An 18870-nucleotide genomic window follows, 5' to 3' on the forward strand; every position below is an offset into this window, starting at 1 on the left:
GATGATATGACTACTTCTATACCCTCAATATCCGATTTCCTGACGATAACGCCACCTTTCAACCTTCTATCTACCGCCGCTATTGAGCAATTGACGCAGAAAGCACAACTATTGCGCTACCGTATGGGACAAACAATAGTTGTTAAAGAAACAATGCCTGCTCATGTAGCAATTATTTATGAAGGACAAGCGCGGCTAATTGGTTACAATTATAATTCTGCTGTTCCCGATACCATTGAATTACTGCAACCAGGGGCGATTCTCGGTTGGGTAAGTTTGCTCAGGGGTGTGGCTTGTGAAACTGCGATCGCCTCTACAGAAGCAGTATGTTTAACTATCCCTTCTGTTATTTTTCAGACTTTATTTAAAAAAGAAAAAGCTTTTACTGATGCCTTGATTAAAAACTGTGCTACCTCTGAGTTAGTTGATTTACTGAGTTTAGAAATTCAACGTCGCGCCTTGGGAGAGGTGGAATTAACAGCTTTAGTTCCCCAAATTCTCCCCCAAACTGTCGTTTTGAATCTACCCAAGGGGAAAACAGCCCTCAGCCAACTAGATCCCCATCGGCTTTGGTTGTTAAGTAGTGGTAATACTAACTTTGCCATAGGCGATCGCATAGAGCCATATCCAGACAAGCAAAATCTCAAGGTAGAAAGCGGTATAGCGAGGTTAATCGGCATTCCCCCGGTATCTTTTCAACCCACACCCACAGAAATAGAACCAGAAATAGAGACAGTCACAGACGATATCCCCTACGCTTCTGAACAACCTCCAGCCTTAGAAAGTAAAGATAGACAGGGTAAATATCCTTACGTGGGCGGGAAAGGAGTATTAAATGAAACCCTGGCTTGCTTCCAGATGTTGAGCCAGTATTGGAATATGCCTTTCCGTCGTGATGTCATCCGCCGGGTATTGCAAAATCAGCAACAGAGATTAGGTAGTGTTTCCTTACAATTATGCGGTTCTTTAGCCGAAATGTTGGGTTTACGGGCGCAATTAGCCGTAGTTCCCGCCATTGCTATCAGTCGCTTGCAAACCCCAGTCATGCTGCAATGGCAAAACTGCTTTGCTATCCTTTACAAAGCTACCGATAGCGAACTGGTGTTAGGTGTCCCAGGAAAGGGAATACAACGCCACAAACCCAAAGCCTTCATTGAAACTTGGGGAGAACAAGGCGAAATTCTCCTCCTCCAACCAACCAAGGAAACCCCCCGTAAACGCTTCGGCTTAAGTTGGTTTTTACCCTTCGTTTCCCAGTATCGCCGCGTCTTGAGTGAGGTATTAATTTCCTCCTTCTTTGTCCAGTTGTTCGGCTTGGCGAATCCCCTAATTACCCAGGTAATTATCGATAAAGTCCTAATTCAAAACTCCCCCGCCACCTTGAATGTGTTGGGGACATTGTTAGTTGCTACAGCCTTATTTGAAGCCGTCCTCACCACCCTACGGACAAATTTATTTGTAGAAACCACCAACCGCATAGACATGGCCTTGGGGTCAGAAGTCATTAACCACCTGTTACGGCTACCCCTGGGTTACTTTGAAAAGCGTCCTGTAGGCGAACTCTCAACCCGCATTAACGAACTAGAGAACATCCGCCAATTCCTCACAGGTACAGCCTTAACAGTAGTCCTAGACGCGATATTTTCCGTGATTTACATCGTCGTCATGCTGTACTACAGTTGGCTATTAACCTTAGTCGCCTTAGCCACAGTCCCCCTATTTGCACTGTTAGGCGTAATTGTCGCCCCCGTCATCCGCCAACAAACCCGCACCCGCGCCGAACGCAACGCCGCCACCCAATCTTATTTAGTTGAAGTAGTTTCCGGGATTCAAACAGTCAAAGCCCAAAATATTGAATTGCGATCGCGTTGGCAATGGCAAGACCGTTATGCTCGTTATGTAGCCGATAGTTTCAAAAATGCCCTCACCTCAACTACAGCCGGTTCTATCAGTAAATTTCTCAACCAACTCTCAGGGTTATTACTCCTCTGGGTAGGCGCATTTTTAGTATTACAAGGCACACTTACCCTCGGTCAATTAATCGCTTTCCGCATCATCGCCGGTTACACCACAAGCCCCCTATTGCGGCTAGTACAACTGTGGCAAAACTTCCAAGAAACAGCCTTATCACTGGAAAGATTAAGTGATATTTTAGACACACCCCAAGAAGAAGCAGTGCGTCAAGATATCCCCTTACCAGATATTCAAGGAGCAGTTAAATACGACCATATCACCTTCCGCTTCACCAATAGCCCCACCCCCCAACTAGACAACATCAACCTTGATATTCCTCCTGGTAAATTCGTCGGTGTAGTCGGACAAAGTGGCGCAGGTAAAAGCACCCTCACCAAACTCCTAACCCGTCTCTACGATCCCGAAGCTGGACGCATTCTCATCGACGGTTACGACATCCACAAAGTTGAACTGTATTCCCTGCGGCGACAAATCGGCATGGTATTACAAGATACCCTGTTATTTGATACCACAGTTCAAGAAAATATTGCCCTAAATAACCCCGAAGCCACACCAGAAGAAATCATCAACGCTGCCAAAATTGCCTACGCCCATGACTTTATCATGAGCCTACCGATGGGATATAACACCCGTGTCGGGGAAAGAGGCTCAGCACTTTCTGGGGGACAAAGACAAAGAATTGCGATCGCTCGTACCGTCCTGCAAAACCCCCGCCTCCTAATTATGGATGAAGCCACAAGTGCCTTAGACTACAACAGCGAACGCCAAGTCTGTCAAAACCTCCAACAAGCACTAGAAGGGCGAACAGTCTTCTTCATCACCCATCGTTTAGGTACTATTCGCCATGCTGACATTATCTTAATGATGGAACAAGGACGTATTGCCGAGCAAGGTACACATGACGAATTAATGGCTCTCAGAGGGCTTTATTACTGTTTATACCGTCAGCAAGAAGCCGTAGTGGTGTGAGTAATGAGTAATGAGTAATGAGTAATGAGTAATGAGTAAGAATTTCTTCCCCTGCTTCCCCTGCTTCCCCTGCTTCCCCAATTCCCAGTCCCCAGTCGCTAAATAATATGACATCCAACAACGGTAACGGTCGCCTGACAAGCATAACACAGGATAAGAATATCAACCCCACACCCCCAACAACACCTCACCCAGAAGTATCTTCCTTTGAACATCCCCTGATGCTCAAACAGTCTTCTAAGTGGTCACGGGGGATATTATGGACATTGATGTTTGTCTCAATTGCAGCAGTAGCTTGGGCTAGTGTCTCCAAAATCGAACAAGCAGTTCCAGCCCAGGGAAAACTCGAACCCCAAGATAATGTTAACGAGGTGCAAATCCCCATTGAGGGTGTTGTCAAAACTATTCACGTCAAAGACGGACACCGTGTTAAAGCCGGGGATTTACTTGTGAGTCTTGATCCCACCGTTTCCCAAGCGCAGGAAACTTCCTTCCAAAAGGTTCGCACAGTTTTAGAACAAGAAAATCAATTTTACCAAGCACAATTAAGTGGTAGAGAGGACACCTCACCTACAGTATCCATTCCCGCGCAATTTGTCAGCTTAACCAGAAGCCGGGCGGTATTACTTGCCGAAAATCGTCTGTTTCAAGCCCAACTTGATGGCAATGCTTCGGCTATGTCCTTGAGTGCCGAACAACAACAACGGGTAAAATCTGAGTTGGAAGAGTTAACATCAAGGGTTACAGCAGCCCAGTTAGAAATTGACCAATTACAAAAGCAATACAGCCAAGCAGACATTAGACTTAAATCCAACCAAGAAAAATTGAAAGTTAATGAGCAAATTCTCGCAGATATCTCCGAATTGGCGTTAGAAGGGGGAATTTCTCGCATTCAATACCTCAACCAACAGCAGGAAGTAGAATCCAATCGTGCAGAAATTGCACAATTGCAAGAAGAAAAGATCCGCTTGCAAGCGGCTATAGCCCAAGCCCAAGCCAAAGTTCAAAACACCAAAGACATTGATAGACGGGATTTAACCGCCCGTATTGGCAATAATAGCCAGAGAATCGCTGAAATTGATAGCCAATTAAGCAAAGCCATTGTCGATAACAAAAAACGCATCGCCGAACTTGACAGCCAACTCAGTCAAACCAATCAGGCATTAAGGTATAGTGTAGTGCGATCGCCTGTTGATGGTGTAGTCTTTGACCTGAAAGCCCACGCCCCCGGCTTTGTGGCTAAATCCACCGAACCTGTGCTGAAAATCGTTCCCCAAACCAACTTAGTCGCAAAGGTTTCCATCACCAACCAAGATATAGGCTTTATCCGAGAAGGAATGCGCGTTGATGTCCGCATAGATTCCTTCCCCTACAGCGAATTTGGCGATATCAAAGGTACTTTAACCTGGATTGGTTCTGATGCCTTACCACCAACCCAAATTCAGCCATACTACACCTTCCCAGCCACAGTCACCCTTGACCAACAATACCTCCTCAGCAAAAACCGCAAAATTTCCCTACAGTCGGGAATGTCATTAAACGCCAACATCAAAATTAGAGAACGTACTGTCATGAGCATCTTTACTGATTTCTTCAATAAAACCGGAGAAAGCCTGAAATTCGTTCGTTAATACTCAGTTCGTAGTAAGGACTTTAGTCCTTAGAATGAGAGGACTAAAGTCCTCGCTACAAACAAATCTGTAGAAGTATTGAAAAGTCAGATGAAGATTATAGAAAAAATGATAGTATTCTATTCCAGTTAAATAACTGAGCATAAAAATTTCCCTTTCCACACATTACGACATTCTTCGCTTGATCTGTAAGCGTCTACATCAGTAAATTAGGACAATCGGTATTTATGACATGGAATTATTGGCAACCCGCCATTGGTGTTGCTAGTGTAATCACTGTTCTCGTCTCCCAACCAGTTTGGGCTGCTCCTGTTCCGGTAACGGCAGTAGAACTCTATGATACAGATCAAGGTTTAGAGGTCGTTTTAAAAACTTCGCCAGGAGTAACCCTAACTACTCAAACTAGCACCGAAGACAAGACCTTAATTATCACCGTCAATAATGCTCAACTGCAATTGGTAGAAGGAAAACCCCCTATCACTACCAATAATCCCATCCCTGGCATTGCTGAGATTTTTGTGGGACAGTCTGACCCTAACACTATTGAAATTGAAATCACCGGTGTTAATGCAGTCCCGCAATTTAATCTACGTCAGGACGGACAAGAATTTATTGTTAGTCTTCCTTTTGTTACTACCAGTCAAACTCCACCAACTACACAAACCCCAACCCCAGAAACACCTACCGCAGAAACCACAACTCCAGAGACACCCACAACCCCAGAGACACCAACAACCCCAGAAACACCCACCGCAGAAACCCCAACCCCAGAAGAACCAGACGAACCCATCGAACTAACAGTTGTCGGGGATCAATTCCGTCCAACGTATCAAGTTCCTAATTCTTCCGTAGGAACGCGCACAGATACTCCCCTAATTGACGTACCCCAAGCTATTCAAGTCATACCCCAAGAAGTTATTAAAGACCAAGGAACTCGCAGCCTTGGCGAAGTCTTAAAAAATACTAGTAGTGCTAGTAGCGGTCGGACATCTTCCCAAGCACCAGCATTAACTCCAGTAATTCGGGGCTTTGAATCTCGTAACTTATTACGCAACGGTTTAAGGGATGATAGCTTACGGTTTCAAAGTGAAATTGCTAACGTTGAACGCGTAGAAGTTCTCAAAGGGCCAGCCTCCGTCCTCTTTGGACAAGGTGATTTAGGTGGGGTCGTCAACCTAGTTACTAAACAACCTCTAAATACACCTTACTACTCTATTGGCTATCAAGTAGGACAATTTGGTTTACATCGTCCCACCATCGACTTTTCTGGCCCCCTAGATAAAGATGGGATTGCTTATCGTTTGAATGCGGCTTATCAAACTGCTGAAAGCTTTAAAGACTTCGAGAATAGTGAATCCTTTTTTATTGCGCCTGTTGTCAGATTAATAGGTAACGAAAATACAAATTTAACAGCAAGCATAGAATATCTAAAATACCGCAGTTTTGAAACTGCACCAGACTTACCAGCGTCAGGAACAGTTATTTCCAACCCTAATGGTAGAGTTTCACGAGAGACTAACTTAGGTGAACCATCATTATCTGAAAGTGAGTCTTTAGTTACTCGTTTAGGCTATCAGTTAGACCACCGCCTCAATGAGAACTGGACAATCAAAAGTGAATTTTCTACAGCCTTTTTAGATGTTCCAGAGAGTACCATAGTGCTGCCTATCGCTAACTCTAGTACATCAAATGGACTAAATAGAGATGGTCGTACACTCCGACGCTTTTTAGTAGAAAACCCATCTAGTACCACCAGTTTGACGTTTAATAATAGCCTCTTAGGTAAGTTCAAAACAGGCAGTATAGAACACAGTCTACTCTTTGGTGTAGAAGTTGCTAGAGAAGAGACAGAAGATAGACTAGATTTTAGACAACTCAGAGACATTGATATTTTCAATCCCGTCTATCGTCCTGAGAGTGTGTCATCATTTGCCATTCCTTTCGGTAATACTAATACCAAGAAAAATTCTTTGGGAATTTATGCCCAAGACCAAATTTCCCTATCCAAGAATATTATTTTAGTGTTGGGTGGAAGATTGGATTTTGTTAACCAAGACTATGAAGATTTACTCTCAGCAGAAGAAAGTTTTGAACGTAACGACACAGTTTTTAGTCCCCGTGTCGGTATTGTTTACAAACCTAGTGAAAACCTTTCTTTGTATGCTAGCTATAGTAAATCCTTTACACCTGTTGTTGGTAGAACCAGGGTTTTAGATCCAAACACAGGAATAACAACAGTTGGCGAACCCTTTGAACCAGAAAGAGGAACTCAGTATGAAGTGGGTTTAAAGGCAAATTTATTAGGCGATCGCCTCACCACCACCCTAGCATTTTATAATCTGGAACGCACCAATGTTGCAGCCCAAGGATTAAGCGAACCCCTCTCCCAAATCCAAATCGGCAAGCAACGCAGCCAAGGTATAGAATTAGACGTAGCTGGGGAAATTCTCCCTGGTTGGAACTTAACAGCCAGTTACGCCTATACAGATAGCAAAATCACCGAAGATAGTCGCCCCGAATTTCAAGATAGACAATTACAAAACGTTCCCAGAAACTCCTTTGGTTTGTGGAGTACCTACGAACTGCAATCAGGCAGCCTCAAAGGGTTAGGATTCGGCTTAGGTGTTTTCACGCAAGGAGAACGCCAAGGAGACCTACGCAACACCTTTACATTACCTAGCTACTTGCGTACAGATGCTTCCATCTTCTACCGCCGTGACAAATTCCGCGCCGCCATTAATATTCAAAACCTATTCGATGAAAATTACTACGAAGGTGCGCGGGACATTGTGCGTGTAATTCCAGGTGCGCCCTTTACTTTGACAGGTAGTGTCTCCTTTGAATTTTAATTCATGGCGGCAGGGGGCAGGGAGCAGGGGGCAGGGAGCAGGAGGAGAAAATTCCATACCCAATACCCAGTCCCCAATTTTGAATTTTGAATTTTGAATTTTGAATTGATTTGTCCCCAGAAATTATGCGAACCTTTTTGATCATCTGGCTAGGACAGATAGTATCTACCATCGGTAGTTTTATGACAGTGTTTGCCCTGACGATTTGGGTTTGGGATCAAACTGGTTCAGCGACAGCTTTGGCGTTAGTCGGCTTCTTTGCCCAACTGCCGAAAATGTTGATTACTACCTTTGCGGGTATTGCTGTCGATAGGTTTAATCGTCGCTTGCTGATGATTGTAGCGGAAGTTGTAGCGGTGTTGTGTACCCTAGCAATCGCAATTCTCTACCTCAACCAACAATTACAAGTTTGGCATTTATATATCATCGTTCTGCTGTACGGTGGCTTTGGACAATTGCAGGTTTTGGCTTATTCTGCCTCTATATCCCTATTAGTTCCCAAAGCAAAATTCACCCGTGCGGAAAGCTTAGGGGCTGCGGTGAACTACAGTGCGGCGATTTTTGCTCCCGCCTTAGCTGGGTTTATTTATCCCCGTTTGGGGATGCAATCTATATTTTGGATTGATCTAACAACCTTCATTGCAGCATTTATTACATTAATTATCGTCAAAATTCCTCAGCCTACCGTTCAAGAATTTAACAGTGATAATACTGAGAGCTTATGGCAAAAATTAACATTTGGATTTCGTTATATTTGGGCGAATCCATCATTAACAGCAATGGCGATCGCTTTCACATTATTCGCCATTCCCAACGATATCAGTAAAGCCCTCTACAGCCCCATGATTCTTGCCCGCACAGGTGGAAGCTCAGAAATTCTCGGCACAGTCACCACGGCTGCGGGGATTGGGGGTGTCATTGGAGCGATCGTCCTCAGTATTTGGGGAGGATTTCAGCGTCGTATCCACGGAATGTTAATCGGTTTCATTGGACACGGCATTTTTAGAACCATGTTAGGACTTGGGCAAACATTACCAGTGTGGATGGTAGCGCATTTTTGCTCATCCACACTCATTCCCCTGTTCTACAGTTCCAGTAACGCCATTTGGTATGCCACAATTCCCCCAGGCTTACAAGGGCGAGTTTTAGCAGCAGATCAACTCATAGGCGTAACTGTAGCCGCCATCACCCCCTTAATTGCTGGTTTCCTAGCTGATAGAGTCTTTGAACCCGCCATGCGTCCCACAGGGATTTTAGCCCCGATTTTCGGCAACATCTTTGGGACTGGGACGGGCGCGGGGATGACTTTACTATTTGTCAGTATGACTATATGCACTGTTTTAGTAGGAATCTTTGGTTACACTTGGCGGGCTTTAAGAAAGGTAGAAGATTTAATTCCAGATAATAAGCTTCCTGAAAACTCTGGCGTTGTTGATTGATCAGATTTTATCTCACGCCAAGGCGCAAAGACGCAAAGGAAAGAAGAAATTAAAAAACTATGCTTACCATCCAAAAATTAAACAAAACATACCCCAACGGTATCCGAGCTTTACACAACATATCCTTAACTATAGATTACGGCATATTTGGATTACTCGGCCCCAATGGTGCAGGAAAATCTAGCCTGATGCGGACATTAGCTACCCTCCAAGATGCTGATTCCGGCACAATAGAATTAGATGACATCAACTTCCTGAAGAATCCTCAATCTGCTCGTAGTATCTTAGGTTATTTACCTCAAGATTTCGGCGTTTACCCCAATGTTTCTGCCGCAGAATTATTAGATCAATTAGCAGTTTTCAAAGGATTTATTCATCAAAAACAACGGCGAGAAATAGTTGCACAACAACTGCAACTTGTGAATTTATACGAACAGCGTCACCAGAAATTAGGTACTTTTTCCGGTGGGATGCGTCAACGTTTTGGCATTGCTCAAGCTTTACTCGGTTCACCTAAACTTGTAATTGTCGATGAACCCACCGCAGGTTTAGATCCAGCAGAACGCATCCGATTTCATAATTTATTATCAGAAATCAGCCAAGACAGAATTTTACTGCTTTCGACGCATATTGTGGAAGATGTCGCTGAATTATGCCCGAATATGGCAATTATGAATCGGGGGGAAATTATTCGCAGTGGTAGTCCACAGGCTTTAATTAATGCTTTAAATGGTAGAGTTTGGACTGCGCCACATTCCCAGATAAATAATTCTGAAGAATTGACAGTAATTACTTCCCGAATGTCTAAGGGAGAAAGATGGGTGCGGGTGTTAAGTGATTCGCAACCAGGACAAAATTTTCAACTTGGTGAACCAGATTTGAATGATGTTTATTTCCTGGCGTTATTAGATAAATCAGAACCTCAAGCTATTACTGTTTAATTATGCAATCAGCCTTTTCTGCTATTTTCAAATTTGAAATATTTTATCATCTGCGTCGCCCGACATTTTGGTTAATTGCTATCTTATTTTTCACCATTGGATTTACTGATATAGTTGCTAAAGCTGGGCCGGGTAATGCCTTCTTTTTTGTCAATAGTCCGGCGGAAATATTTCAAGTGACTATTTGGTATACGATTTTTGGGATTTTGGCTGCATCGGCTTTTGTGGCGGAAACTTTTGTGCGGGATAGCAATTACCGGATGGAAGCTTTAATTCTGGCTACTCCCATCCGTAAACGGGATTATTTAACCACCCGTTTTATTGCTGCATTTGGGGTGACGCTTTTGGCATTTTCTACCTATATACCAGGGATGCTTTTAGGTACTATCATTCCTGGGTTAAATCCCTTTGCTTTGGGTGCATTTCGCCCTGAAGCTTATGTGGCTAGTTATGGATTTTTTGTCTTACCAAATCTATTTTTAGTAGCTGCGATCGCGTTTGCTATTGCCTCCAAAACCAGAAGTATTATCATTACCTATGCTGGGGCAATTGTTCTTGTTATGCTCTACCTGGTTTCTCTGATGCTGGTGGGGGTAGATGTCATCGACTTTGAATTATACCGCATCTGGGCAATGTTAGATCCCTTTGGCTTTTATGCTTTTGAAGAAAAAACCCTGACTTGGACAGTTTTTCAGCATAATAATTTGATGCCATCTTTAGGAGGAACACTGTTTTGGAATCGTCTACTTTGGATTACCATTGCTGTAGCTGGTTGGATGTGGAGTTATCACACCTATTCGATGAAGGTGATGGAAAAATCTCCTGTGAAAACCAAAGTGAAGACTACAAAGTCTCAACCAATTAATATCAATAGAAATTATTCCCCCGCTTATTCTCCTGCATCTTCCTTACTATGGCAACAATGGATTAACCGCGCTTGGTTTGAAACTAACTTAATTTTACGAGGACGAGCATTTATCTTACTAACTGCCTTTGGCTTAATTAGTTTGATTGTCTCAGCAATGGGAACTCGTACTTACAACTATTCTAACCCTAGCACCGACATCTTAATTCATGCCGCTAATATTTATTTAGAATATATTCTTTTCGCCATTATCATCGTCTATGCTGCTGAGTTATTTTGGCGAGATAGAGAATTGCGTCTACAAGCGGTGATAGATGCCACACCTATTTCTAACGCCGCTTTATTATTATCAAAACTCACTGCTTTATTTATCATCATCACTATTAATCTACTATTAGCAATGGTGGTGATGGTAGGATATCAAGCTATTAATGGTTACTACAATTTTGAGTTTACCTTATATTTGCAAATGCTCTTTGTTGAGCATAGCCCATACTTTTATTTAACGGCTGTTCTCGCCTTATTTACGCAAATAGTCACTCGCCATAAATATGCGGGTATGGCGTTGGCAGTGTTAATTTCTCTCTCAAAAATTCCTCTTCATGCCCTGGGTTTATATCATAATCTCTACCGTTTTGCTGCTACCAATGATATTGAATATTCCTTAATGAACGGTTACGGACATCTGTTAACTGGACATCTTTTGTGTAGCCTTTATTGGGCAATTGGGGGAGCAATTTTAATGATGCTGGCATATATTATTTATCCCCGTGGTAGTTTTGATCAAAGTCTTGTGAAAGATTGGCGAAGAGGTTGGCGAAATACTAATAAAAAAGTCAAACGTGCTTTAGCAGCTTTAGTATTCATGTTTGCAGGTGTGGGAGGATGGATTGGTTACAACACAATTATTGTTAACGCATACAAACCACCTACCAGCGAAGAAACGGCGGCGGAAGTTGAAAGGCGATACAAAAAGTATGAAAATCTGCCAATGCCGGTTGTGACTGAAACTCGGCTAAATATTGACCTTTATCCAGAGCAGCGTTATTTTATTGCTCAAGGTGAGTATTTATTAGAAAATCGCACCCAGTCACCGATACGAGAAATTCATTTATTGACTTTCATTAATTTGAAAATTGATGATGTAAAATATCCAGGTTTAAAGTTACGTTCATCCGATAAAAAACTAGGATATCACATCTATGACCTAGAAAAACCTTTGATGCCGGGAGAGAAACAAACCATGCAGTTTGTCACCCGCATTGAACGCCCCCAAGGATTTCGCAATGAGGTTGATAATGATGATATCTACATGATTTATCCTAACGATGTGGTAGGTAACGGCACTTATTTATATAGTCCTTTTATCTTACCTTTTGTGGGTTACACCAAGATGGTAGAAAATAAAAAAGCTTGGTTACGTCAAAAGCTAAATCTACCACCCCTGGAAGACAGAATGCGAAAACATGATGATCCGGTGGGTTTATCCCAAGGGCTGATGTTAACTCATTTAAGTTGGGGTAAAACAGATATTACTATTGGTACTTCTGCTACTCAAACTGCTATCACATCGGGGAAATTAATCAAAGAATGGACACAAGGAGATAGAAAATACTTCCGTTATCAATCAACTACTCCCAAGCGGGGTGAATTTACTATTTATTCTGGACGCTACAAAGTTTATCGAAATAATAATTATCGCGTTCCTATTGAAATCTATTACCATCCACCCCACGAAGAGAATGTAAAACTCATCGCCACTCAAATTGGCGAAGCTTTAGAGTTTTATGAAAAAACTTTTGGTGTCTATCCTTTTCCACAAGTGCGGGTGACGGAGTTTGTTTTTTACAATGGTATGGTATTTTCTGATGCTGGGACAATTGGCATTCCTGAAGTCTTAGTTTGGAAAAGTCAAGCCCAAGGTTTAGGTAAGGAAAATATCATTGATTGGTTGTCATATCTCTTGGCTCAAGCTTGGTGGGATGAGCAAATTATGGCGGCTGATGTTGCAGGTGGGATGACAATTAATGAATCTTTGAGCGCTTATGCTAGTTCACTTTATCAACGTTCTCGACGCACTCCTAAAGAACAAGTTTTAGCAAGAAAACAGTTGATGCGGGATTTCTTCCGTCAGTTAGGAAAAATCGATTTTAAAGAACCTCCCTTAACTGATGTTTATAATGAAACTCCTATCGCTCGTTATAAGGGTGGTATGGTGTTGGAATTGGTGGAAGATATCATTGGTAAGGAGGCTTTATTATCTGCTATTCGGGACTTTTTAAATAAGTATCGCCATAAATCTGCTCCCTATGCAACGGTGATTGATTTACGGGATGCAATTTTAAGTAAGGCTGCGGCTGAACGGCGAGAGGTAATTAGTGAATTGTTTGCTCAAGTTATTACCTATCAAGTATCTTTAACTGATGCTGTTTGGCAAAACTTACCTGATGGGAAATATAAAATTAAATTGAAGGTAGAAGCCCAGAAGCTTTATACAAGTAATCTGGGAGAACAAAAATCAGCAGTGTTAAATATCCCATTTACTGTGTCTTTGGAGGATGCTAGCGGAAATAGGATTTATCAGCAGAAACATCAAGTTAATCAACAACAAGCAACTATTGAGGTTGTGACAGATGAACTTCCTACTTATGCGGCGGTTGATGGGAGTTATATTTTACCTTCTGCTGTCTTACAGGATAATGTTAAGCGTCTGCGTGCTGATGTGGAACGTTAACAAAAAGCGATCAACGTGCGGTGACAAAGCCTTGGCTAGTGAGTTTCAGGCGATTGAAGTCCCATCCCAGAACCCGCGCACTGCGAATAATACCTTCACGTAGCTTTGCTATACCAGCACTATCACCGCGACGCTTGAGATCATTCAACACAAGCACAGACATCACTGCTTGATATGCCATAGAATCGGCAACGATTTGCTTGTCAGTATTGCTCATACCACCCAGCAGTGAGCTAGTCCGTAATGCTTTGGTAACTTGTTCTACTGTACCCTCCATCTGGGGACGTTGGGCTTGATTGTCGGTAAGCACTTCCCACTGTAATATTAGGAAAGCGGACATATTGTGGGCAAGATTATCAGGATCATAGCCATAGCGTTTGATTAAGCGGCGAAATTCACCGACAACATCAGCCTGATTGAACTCACTGCGAATCTGTGCGGTTTTTTCGGGAGACTGTACTGCAAATTTCTCGGTAATTTGCTCGCGTACTCGTGTTGTGATCTGTGGGGAGTGGCGAAAACTCAGCACGCTCACCGGCTGAGTCTTGGTAGTTGTTCTCTGAGATGGATTTTTTTGTGGACTGAGTTCGGTGAACACCTTTGCTGTTGGAGTACCGATGCCAATTGTAGCTGCATAAGTACCTTGATGATCGTAAAATGACATGAATGGGATATCAATGTTGGATATCTGTGCAGTTACTGGTAGCGGGATGAAGATTGGTGCAAGTAGCAGGGTAGCTTTAAGAGCCAGTTTCCAGTTAGCTAGTCGATGATACGCCAAAGGACGCTGATCTCTATATTTGTCTAATCTCAAGGTTTGCCATTGGGCTATCAGTTGATTGATTTTCAGCATATAATCAGGTGTAATTTGCGATTTTAAATTTATTTGTCCCTGATTCTACCTCAATAGTGATATGAGGGTGTGATTACGGTACGTTACGGCAATTTATACTGTCGCTCATATTCAAATCCCCGCATTGCCGTCACACACCCTACTGCTCTAGCTTTGTGTAGCAAAGAGAAGTTATCTCTCTTGTTATGCTAATTCTTAGACTTGTGCAGCATCTAAATCTAAAGCCTGTGCTATCTGTTCTACAGTTAAACCCAGTGCTAACAGTTTAGGTACAGCTTCTAATTTGGCTTTTTGTTTACCTTCCTGTTCACCTTCTAGTTTGCCTTCTTCTTTAGCTTCTTGATAAACTCGCGTTTGCTTTAACTCACTTAAACCAAACATTGCTTCTATCTCCTGGCGACTCATTTGGGGAAATTTATAAACTAAGATTGTCTCTATTAATTCTAGTAACTGTTGTTGTGGAAGTTGCAAATTTTGTGCTTTTTGGGTGCGGTTGATTAATTTCTTAGCCATGTTAATGGCTGTATCTTCCGCCTCAATTACTAATTTTGGCGATAAAATATGCTGTCGGTTTTCACGCAGAGATTTCAGCTGATTTTTGGCTATGGTGATTTTATCATGAGTGATATTATTTATGTTGGCTTGGTGCGTGACGGCAAGTTAAATATATGGGTGATATTATAATGTTATCGTTACCGTCATACACTCTACGTGAATAATGCACCAACTATAGAGAAAATATTTATTATATATCCCAATTGGCGATGCTATAATTAGTAGTAAATAAACTTGTTTTTTAATAGGAATATTAAAATGAGTAACTTACCTGTGAAAGAGTTATTAAAAGAAATTGATAATTTAAGCATAGAAGACAAGATACAATTAATCCATTATTTAACTAAGCAAACAGAAAAGAAAGACTCCAAAACCGAATCAGAAAATTTAGTTGAATTATTTCAAAATTCTCCTCTAGTTGGTGTGGATATAGATTTAGAACGTCAAAGAGAATTTGACAACCGCCAACTAGAATTATGAACTACATTTTAGATACAAATATTATTTCTGAATTGATATCTACTCAGCCTAATCAAAAGGTAATCGAGTGGCTAAAAGGTTTAGATGCCAAACGAACTTTTTTGAGTGTAATCACCATTGGAGAAATTAGAAAGGGAATCGAAAAGCTACCTGAATCATTACGAAAAAAGAATATTCAAGATTGGTTTGATAATGAATTACTTGTGCAGTTCGAGAGGAGAATTTTACCTTTAGATTTATCTGTAATATTGTTATGGGGTGAGTTGGTAGGAGAGTTAGAGAAAAAGGGGCGAAAGTTACCTCCTTTAGATTCTCTTATTGCTGCTACAACAAAATATTACAACTATACTTTGGTTACTCGTAATGAAAAAGATTTTGATGGGATAGAGATTGTGGTTTTTAATCCTTTTAAAGAAACCTAGCTACGGTGCTTTTATTATGATCTGTTTGGTGCGTGACGGCAAGTTGAATATATGGGTGATGTTTTAAATCTTATCGCTGCCGTCACACACCCTACGTTACTGATTTAGAGGAGTTTTAAACGCAGAGGAGCGCGGAGTTCACGCAAAGGTGCGCGGAGGGTTTGAGGAGAGATTATAATTTGCTGTAGGTAATAATTGCCAGTTTTGCTCTGCTAGTTCTAAAACCAATTGATGATAGTTTAATAATGCACTACGATGTCCGACGCTGATATAGGTGATTGATGTTTGTTGCAGTTGTTGATATAAACTGGCTTCGGTTTCTTCATCTAGCGCACTTGTTGACTCGTCTAAAATGGCGTATTTTGGTTGAATTAAGAGCAATCTGGCGAAGGCTAGTCTTTGTTGTTCTCCTAATGATAATACTCTTGACCAATCAATTACAGTATCTAAGCCTCCGTGGCGTTGGGCTAAGTCTGGTAGGTGTACTTGTTGGAGGGTTTTGAGGAGAATTTCAGAGGGGATATTAGTGGCTGTTTGGGGGTAGGTTAGTTGTTGTCGCAAGCTTCCCCAGGTGATGTAAGGACGTTGGGGGAGAAATAACAGGCTATCGTTGTTTGGACGCTCAATTATGCCTTCTCCATGTAACCATAGTCCTGCGATCGCCCGCAATAATGATGTCTTCCCTACGCCACTCTCTCCGACAATGATTAATGATTCCCCTGGTTTGACTGTGAAAGATATATCTTGAATTAAGTTGCCTCGTTGGGGAATTTCTAAGGTAAAATTTTTAATATTAATCTCTGTATTTTCCGTAAGCTGAATTTTCCCTTGGGCTTCTGTTTTCATTCCCTTGGCTAGTTCTGAAAGTCTCTCAATTCCGGCTGCTAAGGCACTGATTTGATTAAATTGAGTAATAATTAATCCTAGTGCTAACCCGACTCGCTCAAAGGCTGCTTGGGATTGGGTGACTGCACCTATTTCTAGTTCACGGGAGAAAATTCGGGGGGCTAAAATCAGAAAGGGTAAGATGAAGGTGAGAAACTGATACCCATTTTGAAAGACATTCAGCCGAAATTGCCAGTTAATTAAACGCTTGATATTGGCAAATACTTGACTAAATCTCTGTTTGAGTTGTTGTGATTCCTGGGTTTGTCCGTTGTAAAATGCGATCGCTTCCGCATTTTCTCTAACTCTGACTAAACCATAGCGAAAATCCGCTTCCCGCTTGATCTGCTCTAAGTTGATCCCGACTAATACCTTTCCAAATACCAGCGTTGTCACCACTGAACCGACGATAGCGTAAGTCACCAAGGAGTACATCAAGAAGGGAGAAATCAACCACAGTACGCCGATAAAACCAATCAACTGCACTAAAGAATCGAGAAAGATGACAAATAGTGCTAGTAGCCTTTGGGTAACATTTTTGATATCTTCCGCTAACCGTTGATCTGGATTATCAACCTCAGAGTTTACTTGTAATTGATAAAAGGATTGTTGGGAAAAATATTGCTGGAGATAGTGAGATGTCAGACTTTTGCGCCAATCGAGGCTAATTTGGGCTTGGATATAGTTTTTGAGAGAGATAAATACAACGTTAATAATGACAACACCGCTAAAAAACCAAAATGTTTGGTAAAAGCGATTGACGTTCTGCGCTGCTAAGGAAGAAGTGATTTCACCACGTTGGAGAATTTCAAAAATGATGAAATAACTACTTCCCAAGGATAAAATCACCAGCATGATTAACTGGATGATTATAGTTTCACGCCCATGTAATAACCAGTATGGTTGAATAATCTGCCATAATTGCTGCCAAATCTGACGATTTCGCCTATCCATGATATTTATGCGCCTAAAACTTCAATATCAGAGGAATATCTATTTTGCGAGCATCAATCATTCCTCTCTGGACGCGATTATCAAAGGTTAACTGGACACATGGCGAACCGGACTCAATTTGTACTACGCCATCTTGTGATAAAAGAGACAGAGGTTGAGTCAAATGATCCCCGCTCACAGCCGAAACCTCGATTCCTGTCATCTTTTTCAACCCCAACGCATGAGACATCCACTGCTGTTGCAAGTTGGGAAAGTTTCTTTTTAGTTTGGGTAAAGCGATCGCATCGGGAATGACAAAACACAGAGGTTCTGTTTGCGTAACCAAATTATCACTAGAAAAACTCAATAATAATTCTGATCCCCCTGGCGGTGAATACCTAAACTCATACTCGTCTAGAGATTTTCTTGTCCGATGTTGCTGACGGAGAGCCATCCCAAAGGGGGAAATTTTGGGATCATCACGACGCGATCGCGCTAAAAAATCTATCCCTGTCCGCACTGCATAAATTTCCGCCGCAACTTCATCCTCAACCCAAATAAATTCTAGATAAAAATTCTCAAAAAAAATGATTTGTGAGGCTGTACCCCTCTCCTGCTGTCTCACAGGAGTTTTTGCAACAGTTAGTCCCTGTTTAGCAAAGAACTCTAGTGCTGGTGCTGTCTCAACACAAATAAAAATATGATCAACTTCTAACAAGGAACTATTTACCGAAGGTAGCAACTGAGTTTTCATAAATTAGCTCGTATGGCTTCAGATAGGGAAAAATTATTTCTGTAATTACTGATTTTCATCGGTGATAGTTGAGGATTTCAGGCTTTATTCTGGTAAAAACTCGGAAATCTGCTGTTTTGCTATCACAAATGTCAAATTAGGCCTACTTCATAACTTAGAAAAAATCGCTCCAATAGATCCAACCCTGATACAACATCCACATCAGCATTTTTACCAACACTCAAATCTTTTAAGAATTATTCTCAATAAATCAATAAATGGGATACTTTGTCAAGTATTTTGGTGATCGCTGTAATTAACAGCAACACTAAAACACCTGTGAAAAATGCTAACTATTTGTTATGAGATATTGGGCAAGAATACATCAAATTATTTAAATTACCGTGATATTGCGTAGGATAATTAAATTTAGTGCGGTTAGAATAGCCCTAGCTACCTGGGAGTTGATGCTGAGTAGGTATTGCCCGGTTAAAGTAAAGTATTTATGCCCCTCAATGCAATAAGTGTCCATCTTCCCATAAGATAAAAGTATCGTGTATCTACTAGCATAGGGATTATACCTGTATCTGACTAAAACAACATTATT

Annotated in this window: 12 protein-coding genes; 8 read left to right on the forward strand and 4 right to left on the reverse strand. The window is 41.6% G+C overall.

What is annotated here, in order from left to right; genetic code table 11:
• Positions 1–6: 6 nt before the first annotated feature.
• The 6 genes from H6G14_RS16025 (at position 7) to H6G14_RS16050 (ending at position 13402) form a co-directional block, all read left to right on the forward strand.
• Entirely contained in the window at positions 7–2943 is a 2937-nt protein-coding gene (locus H6G14_RS16025) for a peptidase domain-containing ABC transporter (protein WP_190568348.1), read from the forward strand.
• A gap of 107 nt (positions 2944–3050) precedes the next feature.
• Positions 3051–4574: a beta-barrel domain-containing protein gene (locus H6G14_RS16030; protein ID WP_190568349.1), complete on the forward strand. Its 1524-nt coding sequence runs from the start codon at positions 3051–3053 to the stop codon at positions 4572–4574.
• Between the two features lie 227 nt (positions 4575–4801).
• On the forward strand, positions 4802–7423 hold the full coding sequence (locus H6G14_RS16035; protein ID WP_190568350.1) for a TonB-dependent siderophore receptor: 2622 nt from the start codon (positions 4802–4804) through the stop codon (positions 7421–7423).
• Positions 7424–7548: 125 nt separating this feature from the next.
• Positions 7549–8862 (forward strand): MFS transporter, encoded by a 1314-nt coding sequence (locus tag H6G14_RS16040; RefSeq protein WP_190568351.1) that lies wholly within the window; start codon positions 7549–7551, stop codon positions 8860–8862.
• Positions 8863–8921: 59 nt separating this feature from the next.
• Positions 8922–9803 (forward strand): ABC transporter ATP-binding protein, encoded by an 882-nt coding sequence (locus tag H6G14_RS16045; RefSeq protein ID WP_190568352.1) that lies wholly within the window; start codon positions 8922–8924, stop codon positions 9801–9803.
• A gap of 2 nt (positions 9804–9805) precedes the next feature.
• Complete coding sequence (locus H6G14_RS16050; protein ID WP_190568353.1) at positions 9806–13402, forward strand: ABC transporter permease/M1 family aminopeptidase; 3597 nt, start codon at positions 9806–9808, stop codon at positions 13400–13402.
• A gap of 10 nt (positions 13403–13412) precedes the next feature.
• Here H6G14_RS16050 and H6G14_RS16055 read toward each other — a convergent pair whose 3' ends face one another.
• Positions 13413–14255, reverse strand: coding sequence for a DUF6683 family protein (locus H6G14_RS16055; RefSeq protein ID WP_190568354.1), 843 nt, complete (start codon positions 14253–14255; stop codon positions 13413–13415).
• Positions 14256–14450: 195 nt separating this feature from the next.
• A complete protein-coding gene (locus H6G14_RS16060) occupies positions 14451–14867 on the reverse strand; it encodes an Rpn family recombination-promoting nuclease/putative transposase (RefSeq protein ID WP_422394078.1) in 417 nt (138 codons plus the stop codon).
• 201 nt (positions 14868–15068) lie between these two features.
• Between H6G14_RS16060 and H6G14_RS16065 the strand changes: the two genes are divergently transcribed.
• Together H6G14_RS16065 and H6G14_RS16070 are read left to right on the forward strand one after the other, a co-directional pair.
• A complete protein-coding gene (locus tag H6G14_RS16065) occupies positions 15069–15290 on the forward strand; it encodes a hypothetical protein (protein ID WP_190568355.1) in 222 nt (73 codons plus the stop codon).
• On the forward strand, positions 15287–15712 hold the full coding sequence (locus H6G14_RS16070) for a type II toxin-antitoxin system VapC family toxin (protein ID WP_190568356.1): 426 nt from the start codon (positions 15287–15289) through the stop codon (positions 15710–15712). The genes H6G14_RS16065 and H6G14_RS16070 overlap by 4 nt, the downstream gene beginning before the upstream one ends.
• 138 nt (positions 15713–15850) lie before the next feature.
• Here the strand turns inward: H6G14_RS16070 and H6G14_RS16075 are convergent, their stop codons facing one another.
• Positions 15851–17551 carry an ABC transporter ATP-binding protein/permease gene (locus H6G14_RS16075; protein WP_190568357.1) on the reverse strand — a complete coding sequence of 567 codons (1701 nt, stop codon included), beginning with the start codon at positions 17549–17551 and terminating at the stop codon, positions 15851–15853.
• A 13-nt stretch (positions 17552–17564) separates the two neighbouring features.
• Positions 17565–18284, reverse strand: coding sequence for a VOC family protein (locus H6G14_RS16080; protein WP_190568358.1), 720 nt, complete (start codon positions 18282–18284; stop codon positions 17565–17567).
• Between the last annotated feature and the right edge of the window lie 586 nt (positions 18285–18870).

This window comes from Nostoc parmelioides FACHB-3921, assembly GCF_014696625.1.
Taxonomy (GTDB): Bacteria; Cyanobacteriota; Cyanobacteriia; order Cyanobacteriales; family Nostocaceae; genus Trichormus; species Trichormus parmelioides.

Excerpts from the sequence above, each read along its gene's own strand:
- H6G14_RS16050 (WP_190568353.1), top strand. The coding sequence starts at position 9,806 with ATGCAATCAGCCTTTTCTGCTATTTTCAAATTTGAAATATTTTATCAT.
- H6G14_RS16055 (WP_190568354.1), bottom strand. The coding sequence starts at position 14,255 with ATGCTGAAAATCAATCAACTGATAGCCCAATGGCAAACCTTGAGATTA.
- H6G14_RS16040 (WP_190568351.1), top strand. The coding sequence starts at position 7,549 with ATGCGAACCTTTTTGATCATCTGGCTAGGACAGATAGTATCTACCATC.
- H6G14_RS16075 (WP_190568357.1), bottom strand. The coding sequence starts at position 17,551 with ATGGATAGGCGAAATCGTCAGATTTGGCAGCAATTATGGCAGATTATT.
- H6G14_RS16025 (WP_190568348.1), top strand. The coding sequence starts at position 7 with ATGACTACTTCTATACCCTCAATATCCGATTTCCTGACGATAACGCCA.
- H6G14_RS16035 (WP_190568350.1), top strand. The coding sequence starts at position 4,802 with ATGACATGGAATTATTGGCAACCCGCCATTGGTGTTGCTAGTGTAATC.
- H6G14_RS16070 (WP_190568356.1), top strand. The coding sequence starts at position 15,287 with ATGAACTACATTTTAGATACAAATATTATTTCTGAATTGATATCTACT.
- H6G14_RS16045 (WP_190568352.1), top strand. The coding sequence starts at position 8,922 with ATGCTTACCATCCAAAAATTAAACAAAACATACCCCAACGGTATCCGA.
- H6G14_RS16065 (WP_190568355.1), top strand. The coding sequence starts at position 15,069 with ATGAGTAACTTACCTGTGAAAGAGTTATTAAAAGAAATTGATAATTTA.
- H6G14_RS16080 (WP_190568358.1), bottom strand. The coding sequence starts at position 18,284 with ATGAAAACTCAGTTGCTACCTTCGGTAAATAGTTCCTTGTTAGAAGTT.
- H6G14_RS16030 (WP_190568349.1), top strand. The coding sequence starts at position 3,051 with ATGACATCCAACAACGGTAACGGTCGCCTGACAAGCATAACACAGGAT.